General features: G+C 33.0%; 19 protein-coding genes. 8 read left to right on the top strand and 11 right to left on the bottom strand.

The annotated features are described in order from the left end of the window. Positions 1-62 precede the first annotated feature (62 nt). Positions 63-1,562, top strand: coding sequence for a leucyl aminopeptidase (locus K1X44_00320; GenBank protein ID MBX7145731.1), 1,500 nt, complete (start codon positions 63-65; stop codon positions 1,560-1,562). Next, entirely contained in the window at positions 1,555-2,010 is a 456-nt protein-coding gene (locus tag K1X44_00325; GenBank protein ID MBX7145732.1) for a DNA polymerase III subunit chi, read from the top strand. Before K1X44_00320 ends, K1X44_00325 begins: the two co-directional genes overlap by 8 nt. 23 nt (positions 2,011-2,033) lie before the next feature. Here K1X44_00325 and K1X44_00330 read toward each other — a convergent pair whose 3' ends face one another. The 8 genes from K1X44_00330 to K1X44_00365 all read right to left on the bottom strand — a co-directional run bounded on the left by K1X44_00330 (position 2,034) and on the right by K1X44_00365 (position 13,916). After that, positions 2,034-3,992: a PhoX family phosphatase gene (locus K1X44_00330; GenBank protein MBX7145733.1), complete on the bottom strand. Its 1,959-nt coding sequence runs from the start codon at positions 3,990-3,992 to the stop codon at positions 2,034-2,036. 324 nt (positions 3,993-4,316) lie between these two features. Beyond that, on the bottom strand, positions 4,317-4,772 hold the full coding sequence (locus K1X44_00335; GenBank protein ID MBX7145734.1) for a hypothetical protein: 456 nt from the start codon (positions 4,770-4,772) through the stop codon (positions 4,317-4,319). A 138-nt stretch (positions 4,773-4,910) separates the two neighbouring features. Continuing rightward, the gene (locus K1X44_00340) at positions 4,911-6,350 is read right to left on the bottom strand and encodes a DNA photolyase family protein (protein MBX7145735.1); all 1,440 of its coding nucleotides are present in this window, start codon (positions 6,348-6,350) and stop codon (positions 4,911-4,913) included. 9 nt (positions 6,351-6,359) lie between these two features. Next, positions 6,360-9,044, bottom strand: a complete 2,685-nt coding sequence (secA, locus tag K1X44_00345) for a preprotein translocase subunit SecA (protein MBX7145736.1) — start codon at positions 9,042-9,044, stop codon at positions 6,360-6,362. 128 nt (positions 9,045-9,172) lie between these two features. Further along, positions 9,173-9,985, bottom strand: coding sequence for a ferritin-like domain-containing protein (locus K1X44_00350; GenBank protein MBX7145737.1), 813 nt, complete (start codon positions 9,983-9,985; stop codon positions 9,173-9,175). 272 nt (positions 9,986-10,257) lie between these two features. Beyond that, positions 10,258-11,208 (bottom strand): acetyl-CoA carboxylase carboxyltransferase subunit alpha, encoded by a 951-nt coding sequence (locus K1X44_00355; GenBank protein ID MBX7145738.1) that lies wholly within the window; start codon positions 11,206-11,208, stop codon positions 10,258-10,260. A gap of 49 nt (positions 11,209-11,257) precedes the next feature. Next, the gene (locus tag K1X44_00360; GenBank protein ID MBX7145739.1) at positions 11,258-12,223 is read right to left on the bottom strand and encodes a tyrosine recombinase; all 966 of its coding nucleotides are present in this window, start codon (positions 12,221-12,223) and stop codon (positions 11,258-11,260) included. Positions 12,224-12,227: 4 nt separating this feature from the next. After that, positions 12,228-13,916: a hypothetical protein gene (locus K1X44_00365; GenBank protein ID MBX7145740.1), complete on the bottom strand. Its 1,689-nt coding sequence runs from the start codon at positions 13,914-13,916 to the stop codon at positions 12,228-12,230. A 330-nt stretch (positions 13,917-14,246) separates the two neighbouring features. Between K1X44_00365 and K1X44_00370 the strand changes: the two genes are divergently transcribed. Genes K1X44_00370 through K1X44_00380 form a run of 3 tightly spaced genes read left to right on the top strand, consistent with a single transcriptional unit; the run spans position 14,247 to position 17,242 of the window. Beyond that, on the top strand, positions 14,247-14,795 hold the full coding sequence (locus K1X44_00370) for a shikimate kinase (GenBank protein ID MBX7145741.1): 549 nt from the start codon (positions 14,247-14,249) through the stop codon (positions 14,793-14,795). Positions 14,796-14,812: 17 nt separating this feature from the next. Then, positions 14,813-15,937, top strand: a complete 1,125-nt coding sequence (gene aroB / locus K1X44_00375; protein ID MBX7145742.1) for a 3-dehydroquinate synthase — start codon at positions 14,813-14,815, stop codon at positions 15,935-15,937. Between the two features lie 39 nt (positions 15,938-15,976). Further along, positions 15,977-17,242, top strand: coding sequence for an HlyC/CorC family transporter (locus tag K1X44_00380; protein ID MBX7145743.1), 1,266 nt, complete (start codon positions 15,977-15,979; stop codon positions 17,240-17,242). A gap of 20 nt (positions 17,243-17,262) precedes the next feature. Here K1X44_00380 and K1X44_00385 read toward each other — a convergent pair whose 3' ends face one another. Next, positions 17,263-17,547 carry a BolA family transcriptional regulator gene (locus K1X44_00385; GenBank protein MBX7145744.1) on the bottom strand — a complete coding sequence of 95 codons (285 nt, stop codon included), beginning with the start codon at positions 17,545-17,547 and terminating at the stop codon, positions 17,263-17,265. 112 nt (positions 17,548-17,659) lie between these two features. Between K1X44_00385 and K1X44_00390 the strand changes: the two genes are divergently transcribed. Genes K1X44_00390 through K1X44_00400 form a run of 3 tightly spaced genes read left to right on the top strand, consistent with a single transcriptional unit; the run spans position 17,660 to position 21,059 of the window. Further along, positions 17,660-18,163 carry a J domain-containing protein gene (locus tag K1X44_00390; GenBank protein ID MBX7145745.1) on the top strand — a complete coding sequence of 168 codons (504 nt, stop codon included), beginning with the start codon at positions 17,660-17,662 and terminating at the stop codon, positions 18,161-18,163. Between the two features lie 45 nt (positions 18,164-18,208). Continuing rightward, positions 18,209-19,213 carry a cobaltochelatase subunit CobS gene (gene cobS / locus K1X44_00395; protein ID MBX7145746.1) on the top strand — a complete coding sequence of 335 codons (1,005 nt, stop codon included), beginning with the start codon at positions 18,209-18,211 and terminating at the stop codon, positions 19,211-19,213. A gap of 1 nt (position 19,214) precedes the next feature. Continuing rightward, a complete protein-coding gene (locus K1X44_00400; protein ID MBX7145747.1) occupies positions 19,215-21,059 on the top strand; it encodes a cobaltochelatase subunit CobT in 1,845 nt (614 codons plus the stop codon). Positions 21,060-21,062: 3 nt separating this feature from the next. Here K1X44_00400 and K1X44_00405 read toward each other — a convergent pair whose 3' ends face one another. Further along, a complete protein-coding gene (locus K1X44_00405) occupies positions 21,063-21,437 on the bottom strand; it encodes a hypothetical protein (GenBank protein ID MBX7145748.1) in 375 nt (124 codons plus the stop codon). Between the two features lie 79 nt (positions 21,438-21,516). Continuing rightward, positions 21,517-22,296: an SDR family NAD(P)-dependent oxidoreductase gene (locus K1X44_00410; protein ID MBX7145749.1), complete on the bottom strand. Its 780-nt coding sequence runs from the start codon at positions 22,294-22,296 to the stop codon at positions 21,517-21,519. Between the last annotated feature and the right edge of the window lies 1 nt (position 22,297).

The following is a 22,297-nucleotide window of genomic DNA, read 5'->3' on the forward strand; positions in this document are numbered from 1 at the left end:
AAAATTTATTTTAATCTAAACGCAAATATAATTCATTGACTATCGTCTTTTAGGAAAAAATAATGAAAATTACATTTACAAAACCAAATTTATCAGAAAAAAAACTCACTGTCCTAGGTATTTTTGAAGGAAATCTTTGGGGCCCTTTATCTACAGAGCTTGATAAAAAATTAAATGGTGCGCTTAAAAATTTTGTTAAAAACAACGACTTTAAAGGTAAAGTAGGTGAAACTTTACACTTTACTTTCAATCATAATAAAAATTTTGACCATTTTCTTTTCATAGGTATGGGAAATGTTTTGGATTGTAATATTTTAACGTGTGAGAAAATTGGTGGGACAATTTTAAAATATTTAAGTCATATAAAAAGTGAAACAGCAAATGTTCTTGTTGATCCTGTTAATAAAGTAAATGTAAAACCCGAATCTATGGCTGCACATATTGCTTATGGAAGTTTATTACGTAGTTATCATTTTGATAAATATCGTAAAGCAACACGCGAAAGATTACCTTTCAATGTTAAAGCTATTAATGTTATGCTCCATAATACCGTTCAGGCTAGTAAACTATTCAGCCCATTAGAAAAAATTGCTTTATCTGTTTTCTTTACACGCGATCTTGCCACAGAACCATCAAATGTAATATATCCAAAAACTTTTGCTGATGAAGCACGAAAATTAACAAAATTAGGTGTTAAAGTTCAAGTTCTTGGTGAAAAAGAAATGAGCAAACTTGGCATGAATGCCCTACTTGCAGTTGGTCAAGGTAGTAACCGCGAAAGTCAATTAGTTGTGTTTGAATGGAAAGGAGCACCTAGCCAAAAACAACCCGTGGCCCTTGTAGGAAAAGGTGTCACCTTTGACAGTGGGGGAATTTCTATTAAGCCAGCTGCCAATATGGAAGATATGAAATGGGATATGGCAGGTGCTGCTACAGTTTTAGGTACAATTAGAGCATTAGCAGAGCGCAAAGCCAAAGTAAACGTCGTTGGGATTGCTGGTTTAGTTGAAAATATGCCATCTGGTACTGCACAAAGACCTGGCGATGTTGTGACATCTATGTCAGGCCAAACCATTGAGGTTATCAATACAGATGCAGAAGGTAGATTAGTTCTTGCAGATGCTTTATGGTATTGCCAAAAGCAATTTAATCCCCAATGTATTATTGATCTTGCTACATTAACAGGTGCAATTATAATTTCTCTTGGCCATCATTACGGTGGATTATTCAGTAACGATGATCAACTAGCTGCAGATCTTATAAAAGCTGGAAAAAAGGAAAATGAACCTTTATGGCATATGCCGTTAGCTGATTATTATGACAAAATTATTAACTGTGATATTGCAGATATGCGTAATAGTAGTGGGCGTGAAGGTGGGAGTATTACCGCTGCACAATTTTTACAACGTTTTATTAAAAAAGGCACAGCTTGGGCACATCTTGACATCGCAGGTGTAGCATGGACTACAAAAGATCTGGATACCGTCCCCAAAGGAGCAACAGGTTTTGGGGTTAGATTGCTTAATCGTTTTATTCACGATCAATATGAAATCCATGGGTGAAATTCGTTTTTATCATCTTAATAAGACAAGTGTTGAGCATGGTTTAAAAACCATGCTTGACCGTATATTAAAACGCCAACAAAGGGCTGTTATTTGGATGGACCAGGATGAAAAAATTGAATCTTTAACCAATTGGCTATGGACACACGATGAAAGAAGTTTTTTACCGCACGGTAATAATCTTGATGGGTATGCAGAACACCAACCAATTTGGCTCACAGATAAAGAAGAAAATCCTAATAAGGCAAATATACTTTTTATTATTGGTCATTTAATCACTAATCATACTTATCATTTCGATCAATATATTGATATCTTTGATAATCAAAATGATGAAAATATTAAATTAGCCCGGCAACGCTGGCTTGAATACAAGAAACTAGGTCACTCGCTTATTTATTTCTATCAAGATAACCAAGGTAATTGGCAAGAAAAGAAGCCAGATTAATATCACGAGTATATTATTAATTTTTAACTACCTATAATCCCTTTATCTTGTTTAGTAAGAACAACAACCGAGGGTCTGGGGACCATTTTATCATTAAAATCTGGCCAACGGGTGCTGGGATTATCAAAGGTTGACCCTTCGCCTGGATGTTGCACAGCAACAAACATCGTTTTGTTATCAGGTGTGAAACAAGGACCACACATCTCTGCATCTTTGGGTACACGATAAAATAGCTGCGGAATTGCTTTACCTGATCCTTCTGTTTCCATAACATACAATCCATCACCAATACCAAATTGCGCTTGATCGCTTCCTTGATCTGTTGCAATCCACAACCGACCTTTTTGATCAAAAGTACAATTATCAGGACATAAAAACCAATCTTTTACATCTGAAGTGGCACCATATTTTGCATCATTTTTTGATGGATCACCTGCCAATATAAAAATATCCCACTGATATTCCAAGGCCGTATGGTCGGCATTCTTACCTATACCACCAGGAGGGATCATTTCAATAATATGTCCAGCTTGATTATTAGCCCTAGGATTAACAGCATCTATCTTTTCATTTGTACGCTTAGTATTGTTCGTTAAAATTGCATAAACACGGCCATTCACAGGATTAGCTTCCACATCTTCGGGTCGATCCATAGGGGTAGCCCCCATCAAATCGGCAGCTTTTCTTGCATGAATAACAACATCTCCTTGATTTTCAAAACCATTTTCAGGGGTTAATGGTCCATGGTTAAAAAGCAGGGGCAGCCAAACCATTTTCCCATTTTCAGAAAATTTTGCTACATAAAGTATACCATCATCCAGTATATCTATATTGCCATGACGATTAGTAGGTATGAATTTATTCTTACTGACAAATTTATAAATATATTCAAACCGCTCATCATCCCCCATATAGACAACAATATGCCCATCTTTATTAAGGACAACCCCTGCTCCTTCATGTTTAAAACGACCTAAGGCCGTACGTTTTCGTGGAACAAAATTTGGATCATAAGGATCAATTTCTACCATCCAACCAAAACGATTTACTTCATTTGGATGTTTGCTTAAATCAAATCGATCATAAAATTTCATATAAGGATATTCTGCTTCTTCTTTTAATCCGTATCGTTCATACGATTTGGTTTGAGTCTGATCTTTAAAAGTACCACCAAAAAAATTATTAAAATTTTCTTCTGCTATTAAGACAGTCCCCCATGGCGTAACACCACCCGCGCAATTATTAAGCGTTCCTATTACTTCTACCCCTTTTGGATCTTGGCTTGTCTGCATATGTACATTTTTTGCTGCTGGCCCTGTAATAAGCATTTTGGTATCAGCCAGCGTTATTCTTCTATTATAAGATGAATCAGAAACAACAGCCCAAGACATTCCGGTTTTTTTTATTTCAACAATACTATGGCCTAATGCCATCATTTCAACATCGATTTGCTGTTTGGTAAGAAGATCTTTTTTATTTTTTTGATTCAACCCTGAAAACATCAATTCAGCATTTGTATATTCATGATTTACACACAATAAACCATGGTTTGAATTTTGGGATCCGGCTGGTAATGGGAAATACCCTATAAAGTCGCAATTATACCCAAATTGCTTTTTTTGTGCACTGGCAGTTTGATTATAAAGATCAAAGGAAGATGCATTATGTATGATGGGATCACCCCACCGAAGTAATATATCTGCGTTATAACCCTTGGCAATATGATGTGTTTCATCAATACCATGGGATATACCTTCAAAAGTTATATAAGGTAAAGTTTCTAAATTATCTGCAAATGCAAAGCGAGCTATAGAAGAAGATAAAAAAGCCGCAGCCCCAACAATTGATGTTGTTTTGATTAAATTTCTTCTACTTAAAAATATATCAGCAATTTCAACCATAGGTTTATTATTTGTATCATTTGAACCTATATCATCAGAATTTTCGATAATTCTAGCTGTATATTTATTTTTTATTGTCATTTATTTTGCCCTTTGTGAACTCTTCAAAATTTAAATGTGCATTTAAATACCATTTATTTATGAAAGTTTAATGACCATTTCATGACATTATGATGATAATCGTATTAATTTTTATTTATTTAAATAAAAACCTAAAGAATAAAATATAATTTTCATAAAAATAAATAACAATTACAACATTGTATATATTTTTACATAAATAGTTTTACTCATAATCAATATATCACAAATTTTTGTATAGCTAACATTTAATAAATTATAAGGTTTTACATATTTTTTTGTTGAAGGCATGGATAATAATTATGCAGAATATATCCATAATTATTATGGAATGTAGGTAGGTATCTGATTAGCTGAATCCGAAAAGCCACTATGGTTTTGAACCATATGTTGGATTCTATCAACACGTCTTTCTTGAGTTTTGAATAGGGTTTGAGATCGATGCACAGATTTTTTCAGGTTCAAACATTTAACCAACCATTTACTACTTCCTATCACCATCCGGTTATAGGATAGACGTTGGGATGATGTTAAGCTTTTATCTTCTTCTAAGATCTTCTCACTTTTCTTGACAAGTTCCGCCACACGACCGGTAATTATATCACTATAGATCCTTAAGGCTTTTTCATAAAGCGTGTAAAATCCCTCTTCTTCCAATAGCCAGATCATGATTTGGAATAAGGGTGGAAAGTCATCTTCTTCTAATTTATCTAACCTATACCCCATCGCTATCTTAACACAGATTTGTTTTCCAATTTCATAGTCATATGGAATCGACATGATATTCTTCCCTCTTTTTCAAAGTCCATAAATAGCCTTAGCAATAATAGGACTATTATTATCATATTCCTATCATAATGTCAAGCCTATTCTTATTGCTTCTATATGTATTTTTTAAACTAATTGAAAAAACCTATCTTAAACTAAGGCTTTATAAGCATTTAAAGCTTTTTTTCTAGCGACTTCATGATCAACAATAGGATAAGGATAATTTTTTCCTAATACTAGACCACAATCTTTTAATTTTTCTTTAGATAATTTCCAGGGTGTATGGATATCATTATCAGATAAATTTTTAAGTATGGGTAACCATTGCCGTATATAATTGCCTTGTGGATCAAATTTCTTACTTTGTAGAATTGGGTTAAAAATTCGAAAATATGGGGATGCATCTGCGCCAGACCCTGCAACCCACTGCCAATTAGATGAATTTTGGGCAAGATCCGCATCAACAAGTGTATCCCAGAACCATGCTTCCCCTTTTTGCCAGGGAATTAATAAATCTTTTATCAAGAAACTAGCAACAACCATACGCGCACGATTATGCATCCATCCCGTTTGCCATAATTCTTGCATGGCTGCATCAATAAAGGGATAACCTGTTCGACCACAACACCATGCATTAAAATGTTCCTCCTTATCATTCCAAGGAAAATTATTAAATTTATCTTGCCACGCTTGAGCCGGAAAGGTTGGCCAATAAAATAACAAACTATGACAAAATTCTCTCCATCCAAGTTGCCTTAAAAAACTTTCTATTTGTTCTGTTGATGCATCCTTATAAAACGATTGCTGTATAGTTTTTGACCAAATTCTCGCTGGTGATATTTCACCCCAATGTAAATAAGGGGACATTCTTGATGTACATGCATCATAGGGATAATCCCGTTTTTTTGAATAGTTGAATATCTTTTTTTGTATAAAATCATCCAATTGCTTTTCTGCATGATCTTCGCCAGGTTGCCAATAAGATTTAAATTTTTTTGACCAAAAGGGATCAAGCTTCCATTCTTTCAAATTATCGCTTTCTGGAAATTTGTCTGGACAAGGTAGATGTTTTGGGTACCAATATGTATAAGATATATTTAAATTATTTCTTAATCGATTCCAAAATGGTGTAAAAACTTTAAAGGGTTGTTTCGATTGATTAAGATTATGCCAAGGCTCAGAGAGCAATAAAGCGTTATGACTGGTAACTTCTATTCCTTGTTTTTGTAATTTTTCTTTTAATAATGTATCACGATTTATCGATGATGGTTCATAACATCTATTCCAATGTAATGAAATTGCACGAGTCTCACGAATTATATGGGGTATAAGATTAAGAACACTACCCCGCTTTAAAATCAATTTGTTTTTAAAATACTTTATCTTTCTTTCTAAAAAAAGCAAACTTTGCCCCAACCACCATAAGGAGGCACCTTGGATAGACCAAGGTGATGCAAAATTTTCATCATAAATATAAAGTAAAATTATTGGACGATTTTCGTCTAAAGCTGCTTTTAAAGCTGGATTATCCCCTAGTCTTAAATCTTGTCTAAACCAAACAATAGTTGGCCTTTGTTCATTCAGACTCATAAATTTGGATTAGCTTATTTTACCATGACATTGTTTAAATTTTTTACCAGAACCACAAGGGCACAAAGCATTACGTGGCGTTTTATCGGAAGTAGCAGGTATTCTATTTTCCTGGGATGGTGATATTGTATCTGTATCTAAATTTGCTAAAGCTGGATCTTCCCTTGTTTCATACATTTTTACAGGTTTTTTTGCCGGGATAATTTCTTCTGGTTGCTCAACTTGGATACGTATGTGGCTAAGCACAGAGGTAATTTGTTCACGTAAATAATTTAACATTAAATGAAACATTTCAAATGCTTCGCGTTGGTATTCATTTAGTGGATCACGCTGAGCATAAGCTCTTAAATTAATTCCGTGTCTTAAATGGTCAAGAGTTAAAAGATGATCTTTCCAATTCTGATCAAGAATTTGTAAAAGTAAACTTTTTTCAGCAGCCCTCATTACTTCTGGGCCAAATGTATTTTCCTTTTCAATAACTTTCTTGTCAGATGCGTCTAAAACACGTTGTAGAATTATAGCTTGATCCACACCTTCCTCCTTAGCCCAACCTTCTAAAGGAAGTTCTAAGGCTAAAACACGTCGCATTTCTTCATGTAATCCTTTTATATCCCATTCTTCTGCATATGATTTTTCAGGAATATAACGTTCGATGATTTGATGAATTACTTCATGACGCATTTCTTTAACAGTATCTGCAATATCCTGTACCTGCATCAATTCGCGTCTTTGTTCATAAATGACTTTACGTTGTTCATTCATAACATTATCAAATTTTAATAGATTTTTACGCACTTCAAAATTTCTGGCTTCAACTTTTTGTTGGGCTTTTTCTAAAGCTTTATTTACCCATGGATGGGTAATTGCCTCGCCTTCTTTTAAACCCAACCTTCTTAAAACAGAATCCATCCGTTCAGAACCAAAAATTCTCATTAAATCGTCTTCCAGAGATAAGAAAAAACGTGATGCACCTGGATCACCTTGACGTCCAGACCGACCGCGTAATTGGTTATCAATACGGCGACTTTCATGTCGTTCTGTTCCTATGACAAATAATCCGCCAGCTTTTAATGCTATATCCTTTGATTTTTCAATTTCGTCTTTAATTTTAATTGTTTTATTGGTACGAACTTCATCGCTATCAGTTTCTAAAATTTCCGAATGCAAACGCATTTCCAAATTACCACCTAGTTGAATGTCTGTCCCACGTCCTGCCATATTTGTTGCAATAGTGACAGCACCCGGTACCCCTGCTTCAGAAATAATTACGGCTTCTTGTTCATGATAACGGGCATTCAAAACTTGGTGAGGTATTTTACGTTTTTTTAATAAACTTGAAATAATTTCAGATTTTTCTATGCTCACGGTTCCAACCAATACAGGTTGTTCTTTTTGGCGGCATTCTTCAATCAAATGAATAATTGCATTATATTTTTCTTGGGCTGTACGATAAATTTCATCATTTTGGTCTAAACGTGCCACTGTTTTATTTGGTGGTATTTCAATAACGTCCAAATTATAAATATCAGAGAATTCACCTGCCTCTGTCATAGCTGTACCTGTCATACCAGCTAATTTGGGATAAAGTCTAAAATAATTTTGGAATGTAATCGAAGCTAAAGTTTGATTTTCATTTTGAATGATAGCACCTTCCTTGGCTTCCAAAGCTTGATGCAATCCTTCTGAATATCTACGACCTTCTAGCATACGGCCTGTAAATTCATCAACAATAACAACTTTGTTGTCTTTAACCAAATAATCTACATCACGTGTAAAAAGCTTATGAGCTCTTAACGCTGCATTAACATGATGTAAAAAGGTAATATTTTGTATATCATAAAGAGAACCAGTTTCTAATAATCCCGCTTTTTTTAAAAGCTCTTCTATATGCTCAACACCCTGTTCCGTTAAAGTAACATTACGGTTTTTTTCATCTTTTTCGTAATCTGTTGGCTGTAATTCAGGAATTAAAGCATTTATTTTTATATAAAGTTCTGAATTATCTTCGGTAGGACCTGAAATAATTAAAGGTGTTCTAGCTTCATCGATTAAAATACTATCAACTTCATCAACAATAGCATAATTAAATTCCCGTTGAACCATATCTTCAAGACGGAATTTCATATTATCCCGTAAATAATCAAATCCAAATTCATTATTAGTTCCATAAGTAATATCACAATTATAAGCCTCACGTCTTTCGTGATCATTAAGCCCATGGACGATAACACCTACTGACAATCCTAAAAATCTATGAATTTGACCCATCCACTCTGCGTCTCTTTTAGCTAAATAATCATTTACGGTTACAACATGGACACCCTTACCAGTTAAAGCATTAAGATAAACAGCTAACGTAGAAACCAGTGTTTTACCTTCACCTGTTTTCATTTCAGCAATCATTCCTTGATGTAAAACCATACCCCCCATAAGTTGAACATCATAATGACGTTGGCCAAGACAGCGAACCGCAGCTTCGCGTACCGTTGCAAAAGCTTCTGGTAATAGATCATCCAATTGCTCGCCATCCTTAAGACGTTGACGAAACCATAAAGTACGATCAGCTAATTCTGAATCTGTTAATTTTTTTAAATCTTCTTCAAGATTATTAATATCAAGAATTTCTTTTCTTAAAGATTTAATAAACCGTTCATTCGCTGAACCAAAAATCTGCCGAGCTAAGGAGGCAAACATTTAAAACCTCAATCATAAAACATTATTTTTTAGGAAAAATCCGTTATTTCCTTATGTCTAGACATAGGGTGAATATCTAACACTGTCAATAATTATAGTAATTTTTAATATATAGCTTCTAATTAAAATTATTTTTTTCTTTTTTCTAGAAACCATCGAACAATATTCATTAAATTAGGAACTAGTTTAGGACGTAACAAACGTTCATCATATATTTTCATACGGCGATCATTTTCAGAAAAACATAAATTCAAAAAGTCTAATGCAGATGTTTTAATTGATAATGCATTTGCTCCTTGCGCTGTAAAATTTCCAGTTTTTGTACCAGTTACCGTTTTAACTCTGGTCCAAACTGCATATATAATAGCTGCCATACATTTAAAGAAAAACCAAGGTTTTTTCCAAAAAGGCAAATTTGCCTGTACATAAGCCACCCAATTAACAAAAAATAAAATATGTCGCCCTTCTTCTTGAACAACAGGTTCAAATACCTCAATCAAAGGTAAAGGAAAAAATCCAGATTTACGAGCTAATGCAAAAAGACCAAATGCAAAAAAGCTTTCGAAACATTCCCCATAACCTGTTAACATAAATGCCCATTCTGCATTTTTTGGTTTTTCAAAAACATATGGCGCAATCTTAATTCCATAAAAATCCGTCATATATTTTAAAACATGCTTATGACGGTCTTCTTCAAAGGCATCTAAACTAATAGCCTCTTTTAAAAGTGGATCTAATGTTTGCTCGGCTAAAGCTTTCACCCTTACAGAAGCACGTTCTTCTGTATGAACAGCGATATTCCAAAAAGGTAAAGTGGTTAATCTTTTAAAAGCCTCTTCAGATAAAACAGGCCATTGAATAACAGCAGGCTTATAAGGATTGAAAGTATCAAGTAACATTCTACAAAAAAGATTTTTATGGTCTTCTGTACCAATGGAAATTTTTTTGCCTTGATTTGGCCCTTTCCAAACTTGGGGTATATAATTTGAATTATAATCTGGGTTTAAAACAAAATCTGGCGATGCTTGCATACGTATAAGCTATCCTAATTTAAAAATATGTAAATAAAATTTATTATATCAAATAATTAAATATATAATAAGTTAATAATATATTAATTTTACAAATATACTAATATTTTTTAATTTATTTTATGTGTAAAATATTTAAAATTAAATTTTGTATTTTAATTATAAATACTTATTAAAATATATCAATTTTTCTGGCCCATATCCAGAAATTTATCAACACGATGTTGCACAAAATCTTCAATTTTTTCTTCTATAAGCTCATCAAAAGCTTTTTCAATAGCTTTTTTAACCGTTTGAATAGTTTCTTCTTGATCCCTATGCGCACCACCTAGAGGTTCTTTAATAATCGTATCAATAACGCCAAGCTGTAATAGATCTGCAGCCGTTAATTTTAATGCTTCTGCTGCTTCTTTAGCATGAGATGCACTACGCCATAATATGGATGCACACCCTTCTGGAGAAATTACAGAATAAACGGAATGTTCTAACATTAATACCTTATTTCCAACAGCTAAAGCTACAGCCCCCCCTGATCCTCCTTCGCCTATAATAACAGAAATTAAGGGAACTTTAACCTCTAAACATATTTGTATTGATTTAGCGATAGCTTCTGCTTGGCCACGTGCTTCTGCATCAATACCAGGATAAGCACCAGGCGTATCAACTAGAGTAACAATAGGAAGACCAAAATGATCTGCCAGTTTCATTAAACGTTGAGTTTTACGATAACCTTCAGGTTTTGCCATACCAAAATTATGTTTAACCCGGCTTGCTGTATCAGAACCCTTTTCGTGACCAATAACCATAACAGTTTTTTGATTAAATTTAGCCAAGCCCCCAATAATTGCTTTATCATCAGCAAAACATCTATCCCCAGCTAAGGGAATAAAATCTGTAAATATATTTTGAATATAATCAAAAAAATGGGGCCTTTCAGGATGTCTTGCAATTAAAGTTTTTTGCCAAGAGTTTAATTTTGAATAAGTTTGCTTTAAAAGTTTATCAACTTTAACTTGAAGATGACTAATCTCATCTATGATGTTAACATCATTATGAGTAGAAAGATGGCGCAGTTCAGCTATCTTTCCTTCAAGTTCAGCAATAGGTTTTTCAAATTCCAAAAAACTGGGCATTATAATTTTAAAATCCTAATCTCGACAATCTCATATAGCTCATATGGTTTTACTTTTTTATATTTTTAAACCCACTTTTATAACCTAAGGGATGGTAATTCTCAACCACTTCTTTCATTTTCGTTTGAGTAACCTTTGTATAAATTTGTGTTGTGGTAATATCAGCATGCCCTAAAAGCGTTTGTATTGTTCGTAAATCAGCCCCATGTTCAAGCATGTGAGTTGCAAAAGAATGCCGTAACTTATGGGGGGAAATCTTTTGATACTCTAATCCAGATTTGTTGGCTATTTTTTTTAAAATTAACCCAACATATTGACGCGTAATATGGGAATTATTATGAGGTGAAGGAAAAAACCATGATTCTTTTGTTAAAAATTTATGTCTTTTCATAAATTTTGCTCGTTCATCATACTTCCAGGTATAAACAGCACGTTGTACAGGTAGTGCTAAAGGCACCATTCTTTCTTTAGATCCTTTACCATAAACTATAACAAATTTTTCATTTTCAATAAAAGAAGAAGTTTTCAGTGTAACAAGTTCTGACACCCGTAACCCGGCACCATATAAAAGCTCTATAATAGTCAAAAATAAATATTTATCTAAATCATTACTTTGTTGAACAAAATGAATAAGGTGGTCAAGATAATTTTCTTGAAGAGATTTTGGAATTAATTTTTGTGCTTTTGGATTCTCAATCAAAAAAATTGGATCATCTGTACGAATTCCCTCTGCCACAAGAAATTTATAAAACTGACGTAATACAGAAAGTTTTTTTGCTAAAGTACGCGCACTTAAAGATCGTGCATAAATATTTTTAATATAATTTTGTATATCATTCGTCTTTGCATCTATAATAGAAATATTGTGGGGTAATAAAAAATCATTGTAATCATTAAGATCTTTTAAATAAGCTTCATAAGTATGTAAAGAAATGTTTCGTTCCGCTAAAAGCATTTCTAAAAAAAGTTCTATATGTAAAATTTGTTCTTTTTTATGTTCTTTTTTTAAAAACATTTAATTAAAGACCATTATCAATTGCAACAGCCAAAGCCAATTGTCTTGCTTCTTTATAAAGACCAATCATATATAAACTTTCTAAAGCCTTTTGAATATACATAGCTTTTTGGGCACCAGGAGAAGTAGTTCCAAAAATTTTAAAAAGCAAAAGTAAGGTTAATCCTTGATATTTTGCTACAGCCGCATCACCGGTGGCAAACCATAATTCCGTATCAATTTCTGTTTCCGTTGCATCAGAAAAATTATCTGCTATTTCTGTCCAATCTTTTTCTTCTTTTTTATAACTTAAAGTTAATGCAGCCGACAATCGCGAAATACGTTTGGTATTTGATATATTTAAAGAATTTTTTTCTATTTCTTGATTTATTATTGACCACAAAAATGCGTAATCAATTTCAGCCTTTACATCTGACGTACCTATTATTGACAATACCATAAGTTTTTGCATTTGTATTTTCATCTCTGGCCTGGTGGGTACTAAAGATTTGACTATCTCTAGCCAACCATTTGCTTGGTCATCAAAGCCTAAGAAATACAATAATCTTCCAGCTTCAAGCGCAAACCAACCTAATTCTTGTGTGGGCTTAATTTCTAAAACAAATGGCGCATATAAAGGCGCAATTTCTTTATAAATGCCTTGTTTCCTAGCTTCGACAAAAATCTTTTGAAGAAAAACGACCCTATCTTCAGGGTTATTATCTTGCTGCAATTTTTTCCATATAGCTGGATAATTTTTTAAAATTATCTCATCTTGTTTATTTGATTGGTCAACGATTCCGAAATTACTGTAAAGAGGTGCCAAATTTTCATAAAAAAACAATCCTTGACGTACTCCTTGTTCAGCAGCATATCGACGCAAAATAGGATCTAAATCTTTACTCTCAATAAAAGAAATTAGCCATATAGGTTCTGTTATTTTATAAAATGATTGGGGTAATAGTTGGTTATTTATTTTTAGAATAGTAAAATATAAAGCTGTTACAAAATTTTCTTTTTTATCAGAATCTTTTTGTTCATTTTGCCAATTAAAAAGCCTTAAAAAAAAATCGCCATTAGATCCCAATAATTTTTTTTCAGATGCATTTAATATAGGTATTGTATGCTCTTTATACCACTGACAAAAAAACTTTAACTGATGCCAATATGGTTGGTTATTAAAAACCATAATATCTTCTTTAATCTCATGACACATGCGTTCAATTTGATCAGACCATAACAGAGCATCTAGCTTCATTCGTGCAACTGGCCAATCTAAAAGATTAATAGATTTATAATCCAGAAGATCAGCAACTGCTTTACCATCGCCAAGCTTAACAAGTAATTGCGCTTTAAGAGACATAAATTGATCAAGGTTAAAACCTTTTGGACTAGAGCTATTTGTCATTAATAGGCGTTTCATTAAGTTACGCAATACATACGTTTTTTGTGTTATAGGAAGTTCTTTAATTAATTTTTCTACCCTCACTTGGTCCACCCCATTCCATAAATCTTGGGTCAATCCGCCCTCTTTTGTATCTAGAGTATTATTAATTAAATGTGTCTCTTTACTTCCAGCAAAATATATGGGCATACCTAAATCTGATTTGGTATTATTTTCTAAAAAAGAACTTATGTCCTGGGGGGAATTCTTTTCCTGTAAAATAGGAATTGGTGGACCAAATTGTGCATAGCTTTCAGCAAAACCAAACATCTGGTATATCACAAAAAAAATCAGTAGCCTTTTTAGAAAAAAAGAATGCGCCATTTAATTCGTTAGCAACCGCTCATTAGGAACAATTTTTTCAACATTATTTTGTGGCATAGTTGGTTCCCACAAGCCCAAAAAAACAGCTCCCCCAATAATTATTACCAATACTACAATTAACAGACCTACAAACAATTTCATAATTTTACATCCTTTTATAAATTGTTATTCTTTATATTATTACGTTTATAATCCTTATTAAATTGAAAAGTAACAGGATTTTATTAAGATATATAAAATAATGTATAAAAATTACAGATACTAAAATTTAACCGGATGCCCAAAATTATTCCATCTTTTAAAATTACAAAACCTATTGTACTTGTAGGATTAATGGGTGCTGGGAAAACACGCATTGGCAAAATATTGGCGCAAATTTTAAATATTCCTTTTATCGATAGCGATATGCTTATTCAACAAAAAACTGGGCTTTTGATTAAAGATTTTTTTCAAAATTATGGAGAAAAAGCTTTTCGTGAACAAGAACAAAACACTATTATAGAAAATTTAAATTCAATAAACTATTCTATCATATCAACAGGCGGGGGCGCCTTCATTAATCCTGTCTTACGGACTGTAATCAAAACACAAAGTTGTTCCATATGGGTAAAAGCAAATTTAAAAATTACTTTAAAACGAGTATCTTGGAATACAAAAAGACCTTTGCTCAACAATCAAGATAATCTTAAAAAAACAATTATCCAACTCCGTAAAGAACGTTACCCTTTTTATCAAGAAGCTGATATTATAGTTCATAATAATCAAACTATATCCTATGCAATTCAATCCACTTTATATTCTTTAGATCAGTTTTTTAATAAATAACCAATTTTTTTAGTTTTATGTCTTCTTTGTTAACCATTCCTGTTTCAACTGCTTCTCATTCCTATTCTATCTTTATAAAAAATAACCTTATTAAAGATATAAATAAAATTTTATATAAAATTTCGACGGACAAGAGAAGAATATTTATTATTACAGATAAAAAAATAGCCGAATTACATTTAAAAAATCTTTTGCGAGCTTTAGGCAATCAAAACATTATCAAACCTTTTATTTTATCCGAAGGAGAGAAATATAAAAATTGGGCATCATTACAGCGCATTCTTAATTATTGTCTGTCTCATTCAATACGTCGCGCTGATATAATTATAGCATTAGGTGGGGGAGTTATTGGAGATATTACAGGGCTTGCAGCATCTCTTTTATTACGTGGTGTAATATTTGTTCAAATTCCAACAACTCTTATTGCGCAAATCGATAGTTCTATTGGCGGAAAAACAGCTATTAATACGAAACAAGGTAAAAATTTAATTGGCACTTTTTACCAACCATCTCTTGTACTTATTGATCCCTTATATCTTAAAACACTACCCTTACGACATTTAAAAGCAGGATATGCAGAACTTATCAAATATGCTCTTATTCAAGATAATGTTTTTTTCAAATGGCTTCAAAAAAATCACTTCCATATTTTTAATGGCAATACAAATTGTTTAAAACAAGCTATTGCCAAATGTTGTAAAATTAAAGCTTCGATTATTGCCCAAGATGAAAAAGATCGTCATCAAAGATTGCTTCTTAACTTGGGACACAGTTTTGGACATGCCCTAGAAAGCCTCCTTGATTATAACAGTAACAAATTGCTTCATGGCGAAGCTGTTTCCATAGGTATAGTTTTTGCTTTTTCTTTATCAGTTTATTTAGGATTATGTCCTGAAAAAGAAAACAAAATTGTCAAACAACATTTAGATCAAATAGGGTTGCCAACACAGGCTTCTTTATGGTTAAAACACCCTAAACAAATTCAGAAATTTATATACTATCTTCAGCAGGACAAAAAATCAGAAAACCAAAAATTGACATTAATTTTAGTTAAAGGTATTGGTAAAGCCTTTATTCAAAAAAATATTTCTGTTCGTGATATCGAAGATTTTATATATTTTTTTCTAGGAAATCATTTATAATTACTTTCGTTTTTAGTTTTAACTAAATTTTGGAGTATTATGTTAATAGAAATTACTATTCTTATCCTACTTCTTATTTCTGCTTTTTTTTCTTGTGCAGAAACTGCGTTAACTGCAGCTTCTAAGGCAAGATTACATGCTCTAGAACAACAAGGTAACCAAAAAGCAAAAACTGTTAATAAATTACGTTCGCATATGGAACGGGTTATTAGCTGCGTTCTAATTGGTAATAATTTAGTTAATATTTTTGCATCTGCTCTTGCGACAAGTTTACTTATAAAATTTTTTAACGAAGACGGTGTTATTTATGCAACCTTTATTATGACAATTTTAATTGTTTTACTTGCAGAAATGTTACCAAAGACCATCGCCATTAATAATCCAGAACAAGTATCTTTAATCCTTGGTCCTGTGATGCGCGTCATCGTTTTCATTTTAAATCCACTTATTTTACTTTCCCAATATATTGTACGTGGAATTCTTCATTTATTTGGGATTGCAAATTTTAATGAATTAGGAAGTGAGTCGGCCAAAGAGGAACTTCGCGGTGCTATTGATTTACATGCAGAACAAATTAATGAAGAACATGCAAGTGCTATGCTCCATAGTATCCTTGATCTTGAAAAAGTTACAGTTGCAGATATTATGATTCACCGTAGTCAAATAGTAACTATTGATGCCAATCAACCCTTTGATAAAATTGTTGTCGATATCATTAATAGTCCATTTACACGTATTCCCATATGGAAAGAAAATCCTGATAATATTATTGGTATAATTCACGTCAAAGCAATTTTACGGGCAATTAATGCTAATTTGACCCAAGCAGATAAATTAGATATCACAACAATGGCCACACCTCCATGGTTTATTCCTGATACCACCAACCTTTTAGATCAACTGCAAGCTTTTCGTGATAGAAAAGAGCATTTTTCTTTGGTTGTTGATGAATATGGTGTTCTCTTAGGCATTGTTACTCTTGAAGATATACTTGAAGAAATTGTAGGTGATATTGAAGATGAGCATGATATTGGCGTTACAGGTGTCACCATTCAAAATGATGGAAGCTATATAGTTGATGGACAGGTTACAATACGTGACCTTAATCGAGAATTTGGGTGGCGATTACCTGATGATCTAGCTTCAACAATTGCCGGATTAGTTCTTCATGAAGCACGTCGTATACCTGAAAAAGATCAGGTTTTTGTTTTTTATGGTTTTAGATTTGAAATTCTATCAAAGCATCGTTACCAAATTAAAACTTTAAAAATTACCCCTTTAATTTCGCCAAGCAATGAAACATAATTATACCAATTTATTATTCTTTATTCATTGGGTGTTTTAAGTTTCAATTCCAAAGCATGAATATGGTTTTTTAATTCTTCTTTAAAAAGATCATAAATTGCTTTATGGCGCTCTAATTTTGACATACCCTCAAAATATGAGGACGTCATTTCAATATAAAAATGACTTTCCCCTTCTTGACCTGGATTTTTGTCTAAAAGCCAGGTTTTATGATGGCGGTGTTTAAAAGAATTATTGATCACTTTTAATTCAAGAGGGGCAAACGCCTTTTGTAATTTTTCCTCAAGATTTAATTTAAAATTCATAAAATAATTCCTTCTTATTCATAGCAGAAAATTAATTTAATTGCTAGCTTTTTAGTTTAAGAAAAACTTCCTATATTATAACATAATGAATTCATCATAATGATTTATATTTATGTCTATAGCCAACGGAACCATAAAGAAAAAGTGTGATCACCCAAGCTGCGAAGCAGAAGGTGACTTTCCTGCGCCAAAATCACGTATTGATTTACGAGATTATTATTGGTTTTGTCTTGACCATATTCGTACCTATAATAAAAGCTGGGATTATTATAAAAATATGTCCGCCGAGGAAATTGAAACCTATATTAGATTTGATACAGTTTGGCAAAGACCCAGTTGGCGTCTTGGTCATAATATAGGACAAATTCATGATTCATTAAATATTTTGGGATGGAAAACAAAAAATAAAGCACAATCTGCTCCCCAAACTGAAGAAGAAAAGGCTTTAGCAACTTTATCCTTAACCCCTCCTGCTACTTGGACCGACATTAAAAATAACTACAAAATGCTTGTAAAAAATTTACATCCAGACATTAATGGAGGGAATAAAATAGCAGAAGAAAAATTAAAAAATATTAATAGAGCCTATAGTTTTTTAAGAAAAAAATTTGCCTAAAATTGGATAATATTTAATTGGATAATATTTAAAAGGTACACCTTCATGAATATTGAAAAAAGTAATTCTTTATCTTCTTCCTTGCGGATACCAGATATTCTTATTTCTACGAAACAGGTTTTTGGTATTGATTCAACAATGCAAGTTCCGGCCTTTAGCCAGACAAGTGAACATGTACCTGAAATAGATGAAACATATTGTTTTGATCCAGCCACAACACTCGCCATATTAGCTGGATTTAGTTTCAACAAACGTGTTTTAATTCATGGATATCATGGAACTGGTAAATCGACCCACATAGAACAAGTTGCAGCAAGACTTAATTGGCCTTGCATACGCATTAATCTTGATAGTCACATCAGCCGCATAGACTTGATTGGTAAAGATGTCATTCTTCTTAAAGATGGTAAGCAAATAACCGAATATCGTGAAGGCTTACTTCCTTGGGCTTTACAATCACCAACAGCTTTAGTTTTTGATGAGTATGATGCAGGCAGACCAGACGTTATGTTTGTCATTCAACGTGTGCTTGAAGTTGAAGGCAAATTAACCTTACTAGATCAAAATAGAATTCTTAAACCCCATCCCGCTTTTCGTCTTTTTGCTACAGCCAACACCATTGGTCTTGGGGATACAACAGGTTTATATCATGGGACACAACCTATTAACCAAGGACAAATGGATCGTTGGAATATTGTTGCTAATCTTAATTATTTACCCCATGAAGAAGAAGTAAAAATTATTTTAGCTAAAGCCCCAAGTTACAATTCTGCCCAAGATAAAAATATTATTGAATCAATGGTTAACGTTGCAAATTTAACGAGAGCAGGTTTTATAAATGGTGATATTTCGACTGTTATGTCACCACGCACCGTTATTGCTTGGGCGGAAAATACGAAAATTTTTGATAATAATATTGCCTATGCTTTTCAATTAAGCTTTCTTAACAAATGTGATGATACCGAAAAAATGATTATTAGTGAGTATTTTCAACGATGTTTCGATAAAGAATTGGACCATTCCATGGTTAGTTCTTTAGCAAAAATTTAGTATGGTACGACCTTTAACATCTGATTTGATTGAACAAACGACTGCAGCCACTTTACGAACTTTGGCGCATAAAAAAGATATTACGATTACTTTTCAATCTGATACATCTCCCCATAAATCTGATACAATTATTTTATCTAAACCTTTACTAAATGAAGCAAAAAATACTATCCAACTTTTGAGAGGTGAAGCAGATCAAGCTGCATTAAAAATTCGCCATCATGACCCAAAACTTCACCACCATTTAGCACCTAAAGAAATATTGGCCCAAGAAATTTTTGACTGTCTTGAATTAAGCCGAATTGAAGCTCTTGGGTCTTTGTCCATGCCAGGTGTTAAAAAAAATTTGGCAATTGCTCTTGATCATTTTTGTAAAACAAATAATTACCATCTTGTTAAAGAACGAGATAAAAAATTTTTACCCCAAACATTACGACTTTTATGTCGTGAAATATTTACCCAAAGCAAACCTCCAAAAACAGCACAAAAAATGATCGATTTTTGGAAACCTTATTTACATGAAAAAACATATACATACTTAAATGCTTTGAAAAAATATCTTCATAATCAAAAAGAATTTGCCAATTGTGTTAATAATATGTTGCATACATTATGGGAAAAAGAACAAGATTATAAGGATGAAAACCAATCTTCTGAAAATAAAGAAACACTACCTCAAACTCATCATCAAGACACAAAAACAGATTCAAACAATGAAGATCATTTTCCTGTAAAAGAAGATTTACTCCCTCCCCAAGAAAGTTTTGATCAATTATCGGATAAAGATGACAATCTTGATTTTCAATCTTTACTTCAAGAAAATACATCACAAAAATCTTTAATAAATATTAATAAAAAAAATAAATCTAATCCTTTGAGAGAAGCTGATTATAGTGTTTTCAATAATAAATTTGATGAGGTTATTTTTGCTCACCATCTGTGTGACGCAAAAGAATTACAAAAATTAAGAGAAACCCTTGACCAACATCTAAGCAAAACAGATGTGGCCGTCACCAAACTTGCAAACAAATTGCAAAGAAAATTATTAGCCAAACAAGCACGTTCCTGGGAATTTGATCTTGAAGATGGTATTCTTGATACAGCAAGATTAAGCCGAATTATTATCAACCCTACCCTTCCCCTTTCTTTTAAAAGAGAAAAAGAAACACATTTTCAAGATACTGTTGTGTGTCTATTAATTGACAATTCAGGTTCTATGCGAGGGCGACCTATTTCAATCGCAGCGATGAGCGCAGATATTTTGGCAAGAACTTTGGAAAGATGTCATGTTAAAGTAGAAATTCTTGGATTTACAACCAAAGCTTGGAAAGGCGGTCAGTCTAGAGAAAATTGGCTTACTGTAGGTAAACCTCCACTCCCTGGCAGATTAAATGATCTGCGCCATATTATTTATAAAGCTGCAGATGCCCCCTGGCGACAATCAAAAAAAAATTTGGGGTTAATGTTACGTGAAGGATTATTAAAAGAAAATATCGATGGTGAAGCGTTATTGTGGGCACATCAAAGATTGATTCAACGCCCGGAACAAAGACGTATTTTAATGGTCATCTCTGACGGGGCACCTGTTGATGATTCGACACTTTCTGTTAATCCAGCTCATTATCTTGAACATCATTTACACACCGTAATTAACTGGATAGAAACATATTCCCCCATAGAATTAATTGCTATTGGTATAGGACATGATGTAACAAGATATTACAAAAGAGCTTTAACTCTAACAGATGCAGAGCAATTAAGTGGCGCTATGTTAAATCAATTTATTCAGCTTTTTGATGATTATCCTCATCAAACGAACTTGAAACGAAAAAACAGTTTATCTTAATTTTTAAGGGTATCTATATGAAGGTGATGGAACAGCCACACCAACATTGTTATTATAAATAGTAACTCCACCACCATAAGGCACAACCACCTGACCCTGTCCTACATGATAGCCAGGATAGATAGGTTGATAAACTGTTGAACCATAATTTTGTGATGGACCTTGATATCCAGGTGTAACTGTTACAACATGTCCATTACCATAGGCACCAATACTTCCTTGCGGACCTGGTGTTACAACCATACCCCGATGAGGTCCATATACTCCCAATCCTTGATAGGAAGGAACAACTACATTATGTCCATAATAACGGCTCTGTGCAAAAACAGAAACAGGTAATAAAAATAAAATAACAATATAAGAATAAAATTTATACATGTGATTATCCACTTTTATAAAAATTGTCTTCTTTATTAGAATACCATTTTTTTACTTGAAACAAAACAATAATTATATTTCAATTACCTTTTAACCAGTTTCGTAAAAAAGGTTTTAAAATAAACCCAGGTAATAATCTTGTTATTTTAACCATTATACTATTCAAAAAACCAACCACATAAATTGTCCGCCGTTTTTTTAAAGCGCGTAATCCTTCAAGCGCAACTTTCTTTGCGCTATGCCCTTTTGATAAACGAGGGGGCATTTTTGCTCGTTGATGAAATTTAGTTTGGGTTAAACCTGGACATAAAGCCACAACATCAATTTTTTCACCTTTAAGTTCACTGGCCAAAGCTTCAACAAATTTTATAAGATAGGTTTTTGTTGCTGGATAGCCAGCAAACCAAGGAAGAGAAAAAAAACCAGCAACACTTGATGTAAAAATAATACCTGCCCTTTTATTGGGATAGCGTTCTAAATAAAGACGCATGGCTGGCAATAAAGCATGAGTTAATAAAGTAGGTGCTATCATATTGACCTCAACCATCTCTTTAATTTTATCTCTGGAAATTGAGGTAAAATCACCTACCCAACCTAAACCCGCATTATTAATTAAAAGATCAATTTCCGCAATTTCTGCAGCTTTAATTACACTTTGGCGACCCTGATCTGTTGCAAGATTAGCAGGTAAAATAGCAACCGTTTTTCCTTCAAAACGTAATTCTGTTGCCAATGATTGTAAAGCTGCGGCATCTCGCCCAGTTAATAATAACTTTGTCGTTACAGGTAAAATCCGCGCAAAAGCAGCACCTATCCCACTGCTAGCGCCTGTAATCAAAGCACTTTCATAGTTTGACATA

The sequence above is a fragment of the Alphaproteobacteria bacterium genome (assembly GCA_019695395.1).
GTDB lineage: Bacteria > Pseudomonadota > Alphaproteobacteria > JAEUKQ01 > JAIBAD01 > JAIBAD01.

What these genes read in the sequence shown, in the direction of transcription:
- K1X44_00380 (MBX7145743.1), top strand. Translation starts at nt 15,977, where the DNA reads ATGTTAATAGAAATTACTATTCTTATCCTACTTCTTATTTCTGCTTTT.
- K1X44_00330 (MBX7145733.1), bottom strand. Translation starts at nt 3,992, where the DNA reads ATGACAATAAAAAATAAATATACAGCTAGAATTATCGAAAATTCTGAT.
- K1X44_00355 (MBX7145738.1), bottom strand. Translation starts at nt 11,208, where the DNA reads ATGCCCAGTTTTTTGGAATTTGAAAAACCTATTGCTGAACTTGAAGGA.
- cobS (MBX7145746.1), top strand. Translation starts at nt 18,209, where the DNA reads ATGAATATTGAAAAAAGTAATTCTTTATCTTCTTCCTTGCGGATACCA.
- K1X44_00390 (MBX7145745.1), top strand. Translation starts at nt 17,660, where the DNA reads ATGTCTATAGCCAACGGAACCATAAAGAAAAAGTGTGATCACCCAAGC.
- K1X44_00365 (MBX7145740.1), bottom strand. Translation starts at nt 13,916, where the DNA reads ATGTTTGGTTTTGCTGAAAGCTATGCACAATTTGGTCCACCAATTCCT.
- K1X44_00385 (MBX7145744.1), bottom strand. Translation starts at nt 17,547, where the DNA reads ATGAATTTTAAATTAAATCTTGAGGAAAAATTACAAAAGGCGTTTGCC.
- aroB (MBX7145742.1), top strand. Translation starts at nt 14,813, where the DNA reads ATGTCTTCTTTGTTAACCATTCCTGTTTCAACTGCTTCTCATTCCTAT.
- K1X44_00400 (MBX7145747.1), top strand. Translation starts at nt 19,215, where the DNA reads ATGGTACGACCTTTAACATCTGATTTGATTGAACAAACGACTGCAGCC.
- K1X44_00335 (MBX7145734.1), bottom strand. Translation starts at nt 4,772, where the DNA reads ATGTCGATTCCATATGACTATGAAATTGGAAAACAAATCTGTGTTAAG.
- K1X44_00360 (MBX7145739.1), bottom strand. Translation starts at nt 12,223, where the DNA reads ATGTTTTTAAAAAAAGAACATAAAAAAGAACAAATTTTACATATAGAA.
- K1X44_00340 (MBX7145735.1), bottom strand. Translation starts at nt 6,350, where the DNA reads ATGAGTCTGAATGAACAAAGGCCAACTATTGTTTGGTTTAGACAAGAT.
- secA (MBX7145736.1), bottom strand. Translation starts at nt 9,044, where the DNA reads ATGTTTGCCTCCTTAGCTCGGCAGATTTTTGGTTCAGCGAATGAACGG.
- K1X44_00405 (MBX7145748.1), bottom strand. Translation starts at nt 21,437, where the DNA reads ATGTATAAATTTTATTCTTATATTGTTATTTTATTTTTATTACCTGTT.
- K1X44_00410 (MBX7145749.1), bottom strand. Translation starts at nt 22,296, where the DNA reads ATGTCAAACTATGAAAGTGCTTTGATTACAGGCGCTAGCAGTGGGATA.
- K1X44_00325 (MBX7145732.1), top strand. Translation starts at nt 1,555, where the DNA reads ATGGGTGAAATTCGTTTTTATCATCTTAATAAGACAAGTGTTGAGCAT.
- K1X44_00320 (MBX7145731.1), top strand. Translation starts at nt 63, where the DNA reads ATGAAAATTACATTTACAAAACCAAATTTATCAGAAAAAAAACTCACT.
- K1X44_00370 (MBX7145741.1), top strand. Translation starts at nt 14,247, where the DNA reads ATGCCCAAAATTATTCCATCTTTTAAAATTACAAAACCTATTGTACTT.